At 70.7% G+C, this 13,168-nt stretch carries 11 protein-coding genes and 1 pseudogene; 5 read left to right on the forward strand and 7 right to left on the reverse strand.

Features of this window, described 5'->3' with window-relative positions; all coding sequences use genetic code 11:
- The first annotated feature begins 41 nt into the window (after positions 1-41).
- From fdh to nrfD, 3 genes are read left to right on the forward strand one after another with little or no spacing between them, the layout of a single operon-like run.
- Positions 42-3,272 (forward strand): formate dehydrogenase, encoded by a 3,231-nt coding sequence (fdh, locus tag AB0M73_RS23760; protein ID WP_363894036.1) that lies wholly within the window; start codon positions 42-44, stop codon positions 3,270-3,272.
- Positions 3,273-3,274: 2 nt separating this feature from the next.
- Entirely contained in the window at positions 3,275-4,090 is an 816-nt protein-coding gene (locus AB0M73_RS23765; protein ID WP_363894039.1) for a 4Fe-4S dicluster domain-containing protein, read from the forward strand.
- The gene (gene nrfD / locus AB0M73_RS23770; protein ID WP_363894041.1) at positions 4,087-4,968 is read left to right on the forward strand and encodes an NrfD/PsrC family molybdoenzyme membrane anchor subunit; all 882 of its coding nucleotides are present in this window, start codon (positions 4,087-4,089) and stop codon (positions 4,966-4,968) included. Before AB0M73_RS23765 ends, nrfD begins: the two co-directional genes overlap by 4 nt.
- On the opposite strand, the gene AB0M73_RS23775 is transcribed toward nrfD, so the two are convergent.
- The 4 genes and pseudogenes from AB0M73_RS23775 to AB0M73_RS23790 form a co-directional block, all read right to left on the reverse strand.
- Positions 4,965-6,548, reverse strand: a complete 1,584-nt coding sequence (locus AB0M73_RS23775; RefSeq protein WP_363894044.1) for a SpoIIE family protein phosphatase — start codon at positions 6,546-6,548, stop codon at positions 4,965-4,967. The two genes, nrfD and AB0M73_RS23775, sit on opposite strands and share 4 nt — an antisense overlap.
- Before the next feature lie 5 nt (positions 6,549-6,553).
- Positions 6,554-6,931, reverse strand: a complete 378-nt coding sequence (locus tag AB0M73_RS23780; RefSeq protein ID WP_363894047.1) for an STAS domain-containing protein — start codon at positions 6,929-6,931, stop codon at positions 6,554-6,556.
- 112 nt (positions 6,932-7,043) lie between these two features.
- Positions 7,044-8,222 carry a zinc-dependent alcohol dehydrogenase gene (locus tag AB0M73_RS23785; protein ID WP_363894050.1) on the reverse strand — a complete coding sequence of 393 codons (1,179 nt, stop codon included), beginning with the start codon at positions 8,220-8,222 and terminating at the stop codon, positions 7,044-7,046.
- Positions 8,223-8,442: 220 nt separating this feature from the next.
- A pseudogene (locus AB0M73_RS23790) lies at positions 8,443-8,625 on the reverse strand (Hsp20 family protein); the annotation flags it as partial.
- 116 nt (positions 8,626-8,741) lie between these two features.
- Between AB0M73_RS23790 and AB0M73_RS23795 the strand changes: the two are divergent.
- Positions 8,742-9,422, forward strand: a complete 681-nt coding sequence (locus AB0M73_RS23795) for an HSP18 transcriptional regulator (RefSeq protein ID WP_363894053.1) — start codon at positions 8,742-8,744, stop codon at positions 9,420-9,422.
- Here the strand turns inward: AB0M73_RS23795 and AB0M73_RS23800 are convergent.
- The 3 genes from AB0M73_RS23800 to AB0M73_RS23810 are packed head-to-tail and all read right to left on the reverse strand — an operon-like array spanning position 9,412 to position 12,236.
- Positions 9,412-10,548, reverse strand: coding sequence for a cytochrome P450 (locus AB0M73_RS23800; RefSeq protein ID WP_363894056.1), 1,137 nt, complete (start codon positions 10,546-10,548; stop codon positions 9,412-9,414). The two genes, AB0M73_RS23795 and AB0M73_RS23800, sit on opposite strands and share 11 nt — an antisense overlap.
- On the reverse strand, positions 10,548-11,351 hold the full coding sequence (locus tag AB0M73_RS23805) for an SDR family NAD(P)-dependent oxidoreductase (RefSeq protein ID WP_363894059.1): 804 nt from the start codon (positions 11,349-11,351) through the stop codon (positions 10,548-10,550). Before AB0M73_RS23805 ends, AB0M73_RS23800 begins: the two co-directional genes overlap by 1 nt.
- 51 nt (positions 11,352-11,402) lie before the next feature.
- On the reverse strand, positions 11,403-12,236 hold the full coding sequence (locus AB0M73_RS23810; RefSeq protein WP_363894062.1) for an MEDS domain-containing protein: 834 nt from the start codon (positions 12,234-12,236) through the stop codon (positions 11,403-11,405).
- Positions 12,237-12,743: 507 nt separating this feature from the next.
- Between AB0M73_RS23810 and AB0M73_RS23815 the strand changes: the two genes are divergently transcribed.
- A partial coding sequence (locus tag AB0M73_RS23815) for a hypothetical protein (protein WP_363894065.1) occupies positions 12,744-13,168 on the forward strand: 425 nt, incomplete at its 3' end.

Consider the following 13,168-nt stretch of genomic DNA (forward strand, 5'->3'; position numbering starts at 1 on the left):
GGTAGCCGGGAGCACCTGTTGTCGACCCCGAGGAGCCGACGGTGCGTCGATGGATCGAGTCCTGGCCGGTGTACCGGCAGCTCCGCGGCGACGACCCGCTGGGCCGGGGCAGGGCGGTCACCTCGCCCACGACCGAGAACCTGACGCCGAGGACGGCGACGGCGGACCGGGTGGTGAAGTCGGTCTGTCCGTATTGCGCGGTCGGCTGCGGCCAGAACGTGTACGTCAAGGACGACAAGGTCGTGCAGATCGAGGGCAACCCCGACTCCCCGGTCAGCCGCGGCCGGTTGTGTCCGAAAGGGGCGGCGAGCCTGCAGCTGACCACCGGCGAGTCGCGCCGGCACCAGGTGCTGTACCGGCCCCCGCATGCGGCGGACTGGCAGGAGATCCCGCTCGACCAGGCCATGGAGATGGTCGCCGAGCGGGTGCTCAAGGCCCGGGAGCAGGGCTGGCAGGACGAGCAGGACGGCGTCCGGGTCGCCCGCACGATGGGGCTGGCCAGCCTGGGCGGCGCGACCCTGGACAACGAGGAGAACTACCTCATCAAGAAGCTGTTCACCGCACTGGGCGTGGTGCAGGTGGAGAACCAGGCGCGCGTGTGCCACAGCGCGACGGTGGCCGGCCTCGGCACCTCCTTCGGCCGCGGCGGCGCGACGATGTTCCTCCAGGATCTGCAGCGCTCCGACTGCATCGTCATCCAGGGCTCGAACTTCGCCGAGGCCCACCCGGTCGGCTTCCAGTGGGTGATGGAGGCCAAAGCGCGCGGGGCCAAGGTGATCCACGTGGACCCCCGGTTCAGCCGCACCAGCGCGCTGGCCGACCTGTACGTCCAGATCCGGCCGGGCACGGACATCGCCTTCCTCGGCGGCGTCATCAACCACGTGCTCACCACGGACAAGTACTTCCACGACTACGTGGTCAACTACACCAACGCCGCCTCGATCGTGCGGGAGGACTTCCGCGACACCGAGGATCTCGACGGCGTGTTCTCCGGCTTCAACGAGGAGACCCGGCACTACGACTTCGACACCTGGCAGTACGAGGGTGTCGAGATGGTCGCCGCCACCGGCGATCGCGACGAGGGCTACGAGGAGCACAGCACCGGCGGGGAGAGCCAGCACCACGCCGGCAAGGCCGAGGGCCGGGGCTCCGGCGGCGTCGGCCTGAGCGGCAAGCCGAAGACCGATCCGACGCTGCGACACCCCCGCTGCGTCTTCCAGATCCTCAAGCGCCACTACGCCCGCTACACGCCCGAGCTCGTCGCCGAGATCTGCGGCACGCCGGTCGAGAAGTTCCAGGCCGTCTGCGACGCGCTGACCGAGAATTCCGGTCGCGACCGCACGAGTGCCTTCGCCTACGCGGTCGGCTGGACACAGCACACCGTTGGCTCGCAGTACATCCGCACGGCCTCGATCCTGCAGCTGTTGCTGGGCAACATCGGCCGGCCGGGCGGCGGCATCCAGGCCCTGCGCGGTCACGCCAGCATCCAGGGCTCCAGCGACATCCCGACCCTGTTCAACCTGCTGCCGGGCTACATCCCGATGCCGCACGCGCACGCCAACGAGACGCTGGACGACTTCGTCGAGGCCGACGCCGCCGAGACCGGGTACTGGGCGTACATGCGTTCGTACCTGGTGAGCCTGCTCAAGGCCTGGTGGGGCGAGAAGGCCACCGCGGACAACGACTTCTGCTTCGACTACCTGCCGCGGATCACCGGCTCGCACGCCCACTACGACACCGTGATGGAGCAGCTGGCCGGCAACTGCAAGGGCTACTTTCTGATGGGCGAGAACCCGGCCGTCGGCTCGGCCAACGCCAAGATGCAGCGGCTGGGCATGGCCAACCTGGACTGGTTGGTGGTGCGGGACTTCTCGCTGATCGAGAGCGCCACCTGGTGGCAGGACGGCCCGGAGATCGAGACCGGCGAGCTGCGCACCGAGGACATCGGCGCCGAGGTGTTCTTCTTCCCGGCGGCCTCGCACACCGAGAAGTCCGGCAGTTTCACCAACACCAACCGCTGGGTGCAGTGGCACGAGCAGGCCGTCGAGCCCGCCGGCGACGCCCGCAGCGACCTGTGGTTCATGTTCCACCTGGGACGGATCATCCGCGAGAAGCTGGCCGGCTCGACGGATCCCAAGGACCGGCCGATTCTCGACCTGACCTGGGACTACCCGGTGGTCGGCGAGCTCGACGAACCGGATGCCGCCGCGGTGCTGGCCGAGATCAACGGCTTCGACGCCGACGGCAAGCATCTGGGCTCGTACAAGGAGCTCAAGGACGACGGCTCCACGACGTGCGGCTGCTGGATCTACTGCGGCGTCCACGCCGACGGCGTCAACCAGGCGGCCCGCCGCAAACCCGGCCAGGAGCAGGACTGGATCGCCGCGGAATGGGCCTGGGCCTGGCCGGCCAACCGCCGCATCCTCTACAACCGGGCGTCGGCCGATCCGGACGGCAAGCCGTGGAGCGAACGCAAGAGCCTGGTGTGGTGGGACGGCGAGAAGTGGACCGGGCACGATGTCCCGGACTTCGACGCCGACAAGAAGCCGGACTACGAGCCGGACGAGGACGCGCGGGGCTCGGATGCCCTCAGCGGCAAGGATCCGTTCATCATGCAGGGGGACGGCAAGGGCTGGCTCTACGCCCCGGCCGGACTGGACGACGGCCCGCTGCCCACCCACTACGAGCCGCAGGACTCGCCGTTCGTCAACGCCCTCTACACGCAGCAGCGCGGGCCGAGCCGGCTGGTGTTCGACGGCGAGCACAACCGCTACCATCCCACCGGATCACCGGTTTTCCCTTACGTGGTCACGACATACCGCCTGACCGAGCACTTCACCGCCGGCGGCATGAGCCGGTGGACGCCGTACCTGTCCGAGCTGCAGCCGGAGTTCTTCTGCGAGGTGTCGCCGGAACTGGCTCGTGAGCGCAACCTCGACCACGGCGGCTGGGCCACGATCGTCACCGCCCGCAACGCGATCGAGGCGCGGGTGATGGTCACCGACCGGGTGCCGACGCTGACCGTGCAGGGCCGGACCCTGCACCAGATCGGCCTGCCCTATCACTGGGGCCCCAACGGGCTCGCGACGGGCGACGCCGCCAACGAGCTGACCGCGATCGCCTTGGACCCCAACGCCCACATCCAGGAGGACAAGGCGCTGACCGCGGACATCCGGCCCGGGCGACGACCTCGCGGGCCGGCTCGCGTCGAGCTCGTCCGCGAGTACCAGCGGCGAGCGGGCATCACCGACCGCACCGGCATGGAGGTGTGAGCATGCAAGCGCAGCCCCGGATGGGATTCTTCACCGACACCAGCGTCTGCATCGGGTGCAAGGCGTGCGAGGTGGCGTGCAAGGAGTGGAACGCCGTCCCCGAGGACGGCCTGAACTTCACCGGCAACTCCTTCGACAACACCGGCGGCCTCAGCGCCGACACCTGGCGGCACGTGGCGTTCATCGAGAAGCCGGCCGCCGAGAAACCCAAGGTGGATCTGGGCATGCCGACAGTCGGACAGTCCACTCCGGACTTCCAGTGGCTGATGTCCTCGGACGTGTGCAAGCACTGCACACACGCCGCCTGCCTGGACGTGTGCCCGACCGGCGCGTTGTTCCGCACCGAGTTCGGGACCGTGGTCGTGCAAGAGGACGTGTGCAACGGCTGCGGGTACTGCGTGCCGGCCTGCCCCTACGGCGTGATCGACCAGCGTCCGGACGACGGCCGCGTGTTCAAGTGCACCATGTGCTACGACCGGCTCGGTGCCGGGCAGGAACCGGCCTGCGCCAAGACCTGCCCGACCGACTCCATCCAGTTCGGCGAGCTGGACGAGCTGCGGGAACGCGCCGCGCATCGGGTCGAGGAGCTGCGGGCGCAGGGCGTCGACGCGGCGCGGCTGTACGGCGAGGACCCGAACGACGGCGTCGGCGGGGCGGGCGCGTTCTTCCTGCTGCTCGACGAGCCGGAGGTGTACGGCCTGCCGCCGAATCCCGTGGTCACGACCAGGGATCTGCCGTCGATGTGGAAGCACGCGGGCGTCGCGGCGGCGACCCTCCTCGTCGGACTGGCGGCGACATTCTTCGGGGGCAGGCGATGAAGGGCAACGGGCCCAAGTTCGAGTCCTACTACGGCAAGCCGGTGGTCAAGGCCCCGGTCTGGTCTCCGCTGGACATCGGCGGCTACCTGTTCCTCGGCGGCCTGGCCGGCGCCTCCTCGGTGCTCGCCGCCGGGGCCGAGCTCACGGCACGACCAGGGTTGGCCCGGGCCGGCAAGATCGCCGCGCTCGGGGCCATCTCCGCGTCGGCGGCGGCGCTGGTGCACGACCTCGGCAAACCGGAGCGATTCGTCAACATGCTCAGGGTGGTCAAGCCGACCTCGCCGATGAGCGTCGGCTCGTGGCTGCTCGCCGGCTACGGCCCGGCCGCCGGCATCGCGGCGGCGACAGCGGTGACCGGCCTGTTCCCCGGCATCGGCAAGGCGGCCACGATCGGCGCGGGCCTGCTGGGTCCGGCGATCGCCTCGTACACGGCGGTGCTGATCTCCGACACGGCCACGCCGGCCTGGCACGGCGGCTACCGCGAGATGCCGTTCGTTTTCGTCGGCTCGGCGGCCACGGCCGCCGCCGGCCTCGGCATGATCGCCGCCAGCACGGCCGAGGCCGGCCCGGCCCGGCGGGCGGGCGTGTTCGGGGCGGCACTGGAAACCGTGGCCATGCACCAGATGCGACAGCGGCTGGGCATGGTGGCCGAGACCCATCACCAGGGCAAGGCCGGCCCGCTGCTCAAGGCGGCCGAGGTGCTCACCATCGGCGGCGCGGCCGTCGGCGCACTGCTCGGCCGGCGCAGCCGCGTGGCCGCCGTGATCGGCGGCGCCGCCATGCTCGCCGGCTCGGCCTGCACCAGGCTCGGAGTGTTCCATGCCGGTGTGCAGTCGGCGGAAGACCCGAAATACACGGTGCAGCCCCAGAAAGGCTAGCTGGGCACCGTGTGGTGCATGACCAGCAGGGCTATGTCGTCGGCGGTGGACTGGCCCTCGACGAACTCGGCCATCAGCTCGACGCAGACCGTCTCGGACGGCACGGCCGCGACGGCGTCCAGCAGCTCGGCCAGCCCGGCGTCGATGGGCCGGTCCCGGCGCTCCACGAGGCCGTCGGTGTAGAAGCAGAGGGTCGCGCCCGGCGGCACCTGGATGACCTGGCTGCGACGGCGGCGTCCCCTGAGCGAGAAGCCGATCGGCGGGTCGACGACCGCGTCCACGAAGCGGCTGGCGTGGCCGGGCACGGCCAGCACCGGCCGCAGGTGACCGGCCAGGCACAGGGTCAGCCGCCCCTGGGCCGGCTCGACGACGGCGTAGGCCACGGTGGCCATCACGCCGGCCTCGAAGTGGCTGGCCTTGCGGTCCAGCTTGTCCATCACGATCTCGGGCTCGTCGTTGTCCAGCGCGTAGGCTCTCAGCGCGCTGCGCAGCCGCCCCATGACCACCGCCGCGGCGAACCCGTGCCCGGCGACGTCGCCGATGACGATGCCGATGCGGCCGCCGGACAGCGGGAACACGTCGTACCAGTCGCCGCCGACGCCCAGGTCGGCGCCGGGGACGTAGCGGCCGGCGAAGTCCAGGCCGGCCACCGACGGGAGGCGGCTGGGCAGCAGGCTGCGCTGCAGCGCCGTGGTCGCGCTGCTCTCCGCGTTGGAGGCCTGCGCCTGCACGGCCAGGGCCAGCCGGTCGGCGGCCACCTGCAGCAGGAGAATCTCCTCGGCGGTGAACGTCCGGTCGCCGATCACGCCCACCCGCAGCACGCCGACCAGCGCGCCGGCGGCGATCATGGGCACACCCAGCAGTGCGGTGACACCGCTCTCCCACAGCAGCGGCGTCTCGACGGTCGTCTCGTCCACCCGATCGGTGACCTGCGCCTCCATGGTCTCGACCACCCGCCCGGCCAGGCCGACCCCCGACGGGATCCGCGTCAGCCGGCGAAGCTGCTGCTCCACGCCCACCGACGCGCCCGCGACGAGGTGGTCGCCGGACCGGTCGTAGATCAGCACCGTGGCGGTGTCCACCGACAGCAGCTCGTGGATGCGGACCAGCAGCTCACGCAGCACCACCTCGGTGCTCAGCCGGGCCAGGCCGGCGTCCGTGACGGCGTCCAGGAAGCCCAGGCGCCCGTCCTTCGGCTCGACCGGCCAGCGCATGCGGACCCGGGTGCCGGTGTTCGACGGCAGCACCGTGACCTGGGCGGCGAGCCGCTCTATCAGCTCAAGGCCGCGACCGCGGTGATGTTGCTCCTCGGGCGTGCTGACGTGCCAGTGGCCCTCGTCGGCGACCACGGCCAGCACGGCGTCCCGGTCCCGGCGCATCTCCACGTCGAGCGTGCCGATCCCGTCGTCGCGGTAGGCGTGCTCCACGACGTTGGCCATGGCCTCGTACACGGCCAGCGCCACCATCTGCGACAGGTCCAGCGACAGGCCTTCGCGTTCGGTCCACTCCTCGATCGACCGGCGGATGCCGCTGAGCTGCTCGGCCTTGGCCAGCCCGTGCCACCGCAGAATCGGATCCACGCCGCTCATGCTTCCATCGCGGCCCTGAGATCGGCCCGGATGAACAGGTCCTCGGTCAGGCCGGTCAGCTCCAGCGGCCGCAGCACCGCCGCGTCGTTCGCCACCACCCGCAGCTGCGTGCCCTCGTCCGCCTGGCGATGGGCCAGCGCCAGCACGGCCAGGCCGGCCGAGGAGAAGAACCGCACCCCGGTCAGGTCGATGACCAGCATCCGGAGCTTCTCCCCCAGCAACGCGACGACCTGGCTCTCCAGCGCCGGCGCGGTGACCATGTCGACCTCGCCGTCCACCCGCACGACAGCGATGTCGTCGGCCGGACGCTCCACGGCGACGGTCGCCAACCCTACCTCCGCGTTGTTCGATTCTTCCGCGCTGAAACCGGTCACCCCGACATCATGCCCCCCGCCAAGGCGGCGGGCATGCGCGGCACGCACCAGTTGTGCCGGGGTTGCCAGCGAGGCGGCCGTTCAAACCTGCCTTTTTCGGCGGCCGGTCCGATCAGGGCTGCAGCAGCACCTTCACGGCCCCGTCCCGCTTCTGCTGGAACATCTGGTAGGCGGCCGGGGCCTGCTCCAGCCGCACCCGATGGGTGGCGAAGCCCTCCACGCCCAGCGGGTCGCCGTCGACCAGCAGCGGCAGGATGTCGGGCACCCAGCGGTGCACGTTGGCCTGCCCCATCCGCAGCTGGATCTGCTTGTCGAACATCCGCAGCATCGGCATCGGGTCGGCCATGCCGCCGTACACGCCGGACAGCGAGATGGTGCCGCCGCGACGGACGATCTCGATGGCCAGGTACAGCGCGTGCAGGCGGTCCACCCCCACCCGCTTCATCAGCCAGCCCTGCACCGGGTCCGGCAGCAGGGACGTCATCTGCTGCGTCATCTGCGCCGTCGGCGAGCCGTGCGCTTCCATGCCGACCGCGTCGATCACCGCGTCCGGCCCGCGGCCACCGGTCTTGTCGCGGATCACCTTGGCCAGGTCGGGATCGCGCACGTCCAGCGCGTCCACGCCGTTCAGGCGGGCCCGCTCCAGCCGCTCCGGCACCAGGTCGACACCGATCACCTGGCCCGCGCCCCGGTGCTGCGCGATGCGGCACGCCATGTCGCCGATCGGCCCCAGGCCCAGCACCGCCACGCTGCCGCCGTCCGGGATCGCCGCGTACTCCACGGCCTGCCACGCCGTCGGCAGCACGTCCGAGAGGTACACGAACCGGTCGTCCGGCGGGCCGTCCGGCACCTTGATCGGCAGGGTGTTGCCGAACGGCACCCGCAGGAACTCGGCCTGCCCGCCCGGGACCTGTCCGTACAGCTTGGTGTAGCCGAACAGCGCCGCCCCGCTGCCCTGCTCGTGCACCTGCGTCGTCTCGCACTGCGAGTGCAGCCCCTGGCCGCACATGAAGCACGTTCCGCAGGACACGTTGAACGGGATCACCACCCGGTCGCCCGGCCGCACCGCCGTGACCTCCGGGCCGACCTCCTCGACCACGCCCATCGGCTCGTGGCCCAGAATGTCGCCCTCCTCCAGGAACGGGCCCAGGACCTCGTACAGGTGCAGGTCGGAGCCGCAGATGCCGCTGGAGGTGATGCCCACGACGATGTCCGTCGGCTGCTCGATCCTCGGGTCGGGCACGGTGTCCACCCGCACGTCCCGTTTGCCGTGCCAGGTCACTGCCTTCATCGGATTTCCTCCCATGTCGTCAGGCCTCGGCTACCCCGTGCGCGGGCCGACAACCACGACAGCGAGACCCCGCCGGCACCGGGCCGGCGGGGTCTCACGGGAGATGCTCACTCGCACTCAGCTGTCGACCGGGCCCCACCTGCCTCTCGCCGGCGCGGTGAAGGCGTCCTTACTCCACTCCGAGTGGAGGAATGGTCCCTTCCGAACGGGAATCTCGGGGTCAGGCGTCGATCTGCCTGGGCTCCGGGTGGTGGCCGTCGATGGCGATCTTGCGGGGCTTGGCCTTCTCGGCGACGGGAATGCGGATGGTCAGCACACCCTGCTCGTACTGGGCGGCGATGCGGTCGGCGTCGAGCGCGTCCCCCAGGAACAACTGGCGCGAGAACACACCGAGCGGGCCGTCGTCTGGTGTCAACGCGCACCACCTTTCCAACATGTCGTCCAATGGACGACAAGTTCTGTGTCGTCATCCTGATGACCCTGCTAGGCTGTCGTCCGAGTGACGACAGGGAGGAACGAGTGATGGAGGGCAGCGAGCGCGAGCGGGCCCGGCGGCGGCTGGCCGACCGGCCACTGGACGAGCAGGCGCGCGACGGCGACACGGCGCTGACCGACCTGGGCCTGGTCAACCGGGTCGCGCACCGCAAGCTCGGATTTCCCGAGGACGACGAGGCCGGCGTCGCCGACGCCGTGGCCGCGTTGACCCTGCTGCGGCACCTGCGGGAGGAGCTGGCCGAGTGGGAGCCGCGGCTGATCGCGGCGGCCCGGGCCCACGGGGCGAGCTGGATCCAGCTCGCGCCGGCGCTGGGCGTGGCCAGTCGGCAGGCGGCCGAGCGCCGCTACCTGCGGCTACGCCCCGACGACACGGGCGAGGCGACCACCGGCGAGCAGCGGGTCCGGGCCGAGCGCGACCGGCGCGCCGGGGATCGGGCCGTCACGCAGTGGGCCCGGAACAACGCCATCGGGCTGCGGCAGCTGGCCGCGCAGGTGAGCGCCCTCGACGGCGACGGCGCCCTCGATGACGACGCCCGGAAGCACGTGGACACCGTGACCGCGGCGCTCGGCGAGTCCGACACCGCCGCGCTGCTCGGACCGCTCACCGACGCGCTCCCACACCTGCACACCAGCCACCCCGGCCTGGCCGACAAGATCGCCTTCGTCACCGACGAGGGCAACAGCTCCCGGCAGCCTAAAAACTGAGCACGAACCCGCTGCGGGGCCTGGTCGGCATGCGGCCCAACGGGATCGTCAGGTCCTGCGGCGGGACCTCGTGGTCGAGCCGGGCCAGGCGGGCGGCCAGGGTCGCGAGCACCGACACCGAGATGCCCTCGCCGGGGCAGCGGTGGTTGGCCTCCGGCTCGCCGGCGCCCTGCGCCACGAGCTCGAACGGGCCGATGTCGTGGCCGAGGAAGCGGGCCGACGCGAAGACGTACGGGTCGGGGAACAGCTCGGGGTCGTGGTTGTGGCCGTAGAGGTCCAGCAGCACGAGGGTGTCGGCGGCAATCGGTTCTCCCTGCCAGACCAGGTCCCGGGCGGCGCGGCCGCCGAGGAAAGGCGCGAACGGATAGAAGCGCCGCACCTCGTGGGCGAAGGCCTCGGCGAACGCGCCGCCGGCCGCCAGATCCGCGCGGTGCCTGGGCCAACGGTGCAGAGCGTGTGCCGCGAACGTCACGAACCAGCTCACCGCGACCGTAGGTCTGACCACGTTGAGCAGCTCGACCGCTCGGGTGCGCGGGTCGCGGATGTGCGCCGACACGACGTCGTAGAGGAAGCCCTCGGTGACGCCGGCGAACCACTTTTCCCGACGCCTGCGGGCCGATCGGGCCGTGAAGTGCCGCAGCCCCGGGGTGGCGAAGCCGTCGACCATGGCGATCAGGTCGGCGGCGAGCCGGGGAATTTCGGCCGGTGGCACCGGGATGCCGGCCCAGTCGCAGACCGCCCGCGTGAGGATCCGGCTGGTCTCGTCGAACAGAACCACCCGGCGCCAGGACGGCGCCGTGTCGTCCCAGACGTCCGCGACCCGGTGGGCCAGGTCGGTGACGCCGTCCGGTCCCATGACCGACAGGAACATCGCCTTGCGCGTCCGATGCGGCGGCCCGTCCAGGGTGTGCACGGCGCCATGCCCGAACAGGGTGCTCAGCACCGGCTCGGGGATCGCCCCGTGGCGGCGGATGTTCCTTTCGTCGTAGAAGAACCGCGCGGCGTCCACTCCCCCGACACCGACCGCCCGGCGGCCCATCAGGCGGGTCCGAACCGTCGGTGACCGACGCCGGCGATCCGGCAGCCACGTGTAGCCCTCGGCCAGCAGCGCGAGCGAGCTGTCCATCAGTCGTCCGCGCTGCCCGGCTCGCTCATCTTGCGGTGCTGGGCCGCCATCACCTTGTCCGGCAACACCTTCGCCGCCGCGACCTGCGCCTTGTTCTTCATCGACCCGGCCACGACGCGGTCCTTGCCGGCCATCATCGCCTCGTAGCCCTGTTTGGCCACGAGTTCGGCGGAGTCCTTGTCCTCGGACGCCCCGAGTTTGGTGTCGCCCATGTCCGCGCGGTCGAAGAACTCCGTGTCCGTCGGCCCGGGCATCAGCGCCGTCACGGTGACCCCGCTGTCCTTGAGCTCCTCGCGCAGCGCCTCGGAGAACGAGAGCAGGAACGCCTTGGAGGCGTTGTAGACGGTCTGGAACGGCCCCGGCATCACAGCGGCGATCGACGACGTGAACAGGACCCGGCCGCTGCCCCGGGCCGCCATGTTCGGCAGCAGGAGCTTGGCCAGGTGCACCGCCGAGCGCACGTTGAGGTCGACGACGTAGAGCTGGTCGGCCAGCGTCGAATCGCCGACGAACGCCCCCGAGACGCCGACGCCGGCGTTGATCACCAGTGCGTCGACCGGGCGGCCCGTCGCCGTCGCGCGTTCGACCAGCTGCTCGACACCGTCGGGCTTGGTCAGGTCGGCCCGCACGGCCTCCACGGCCACGTTGTTGGCGCGCAACGCATCCGCGGCGATGGCCAGCTCGCCGTCCTCCGCGCAGACGAAGAGGTCGAAGCCGTTGGCCGCGAGCTGGTGGGCCAGTTCCAGGCCGATGCCGCTGGATGCCCCGGTCACCACCGCGAGCGGGTTGAGGGGTGTGGTCACGTCTCCTCCTTCGATGTCGTTCATCGAAGGCGATACCCCGCGGCGCGGCCGCTACACGTGCACGCCGGTCAGGCTCAGCGCGTCGATCACGTGGATCGGGGTGGCCAGACCGGTGCGCAGTTCCAGCGTAATGCCCCGGTCACGGGCGTGGTCGTCCAGGGCCAGCAGGCTGCGGTGGTCGATGAACGTCACCTTGGACGCGTCGAGCACCACACGCCCGGCACGCGGCTCCGGGGCCGCGCGGCGCAGCGCGAGCGGGAACAGGTCGGCGCTGAGCAGATCCAGCTCGCCGGCCAGTTCGGCCGAGCAGCCGGCCGAGCCGTAGAGCCGGAAGGGCGTGGCGCCGCGACTGGTGCTGGGATGCATGCACGCCAGTTGGGCCACCGCCTCGCGGCCCAACTGGCCGCGGTTGTAGCCGCACAGCGCCGCGAACGGCCGCGCCGTCATGTAGCGGTCGATGAGGTGCTCGTAGCGGGCGAACGCGTCCAGTTGGGCCGGACGACGGACCATGCTGGTCACGTCGGCCGCGACCCGCAGCCCGGCGAACCCGTCGGCCAGCGCCCGCTCGGTCGCCGCGACGTACCGCGCGACCTGTGCCTCGGGCTCGATCATCGTGTCCGCACGGTAAATGCCCCACACCGGCATCACGCTCGCCGCGCCTGTGCGCAGCGCCCCGGCCATGCCCTTCGCCTCGCACAGCTCGGCCTCCAGCGTCTCCACGCTGCCGTCGCCGATGTAGCACACGCGTTGCCCGAGAGCGAGTCCGTCGGCCAGGAAATCGCGGGCATGGCGGCGGAACTCGGCACCGCCGTCGAAGCTCCAACAGACATGGTCGTGAAGCCCGAGGCAGCGAGCATTGTCCACAGTTCCGCTGGCTCGCACCACGAGATGAGGTTACGCCGGCCGCCGTGGGAACGCAGCGTCGACCGGCACGGATTACCCCGCCGGGACAACACGATTTTGCAGGATGACATTGGAATTGTCAACGCTGCGATGACATTCACGTGCGAGAGCAGGGCACGGCGTCAACGGCGAGCAGCACTCCGACCAGCCGCGCCGGCACCGGCCACCGACGACGCCCGGCCGCACATCCGTCACGCCTCGCCGACGGACGGCAGGTTTCACAGGCGGATGACGGGAACCGCCGACGGCCCGAATGGCGTCATCGGCGTCATCGATGGACCCGCCGGGCGGACCGCGGCCGTCCACCGCCGCGCAGCAGGATGCAACGCCGATGAAAACGTTTTCAGTCAAGTGTGAACGCACCACCCCTGAGCACGGCCGAGCCGGGTTGGAAGGCGCTTTCCACATTGACGCTCGCGAGTGCTCTCACTAGCTTCGCCTTCGCTTCCCGCCCAACCCGGTTCAGCCACATGAACGTTTGGGGTGCACATGTCTGTGAAGCGTTACGCGGCCGCCCTGTGCGGCGCCGTCTGCGGGGTGACGATGATGATCGCCCCCGCGGCATCGGCGCGGACGCCGGCCGCGACCTGGGTGGAGTACTCGCCGAGCTTCAAGGTGCAGCAGGAAGGGTGCGCCAAGGTCAGTGACCTGACGTTCCAGCTGACCTGTTCGAAGTCCGGCTCGTCGCACGACCGAGCGGAACGCCGCTACGTCGACTACACCAGCGGCGCGCACAAGTTCGAGGGCACTTTCAAGATCACCAGTCAGGGCGGGTCGCGGATCAGTCTCAAGCAGACCTTCCACGGCACGCAGGGCCCCTACTTCCTGCTGGCGGTGGAGAACGGCGGCCGGCTGTACTCGGTGGAGAACCAGAAGACCATCGCCACCGGCGCGACCATCGGGACGCCGGTGAC

This window comes from Kutzneria sp. NPDC051319 (assembly GCF_040682195.1).
Taxonomy (GTDB): domain Bacteria; phylum Actinomycetota; class Actinomycetes; order Mycobacteriales; family Pseudonocardiaceae; genus Kutzneria.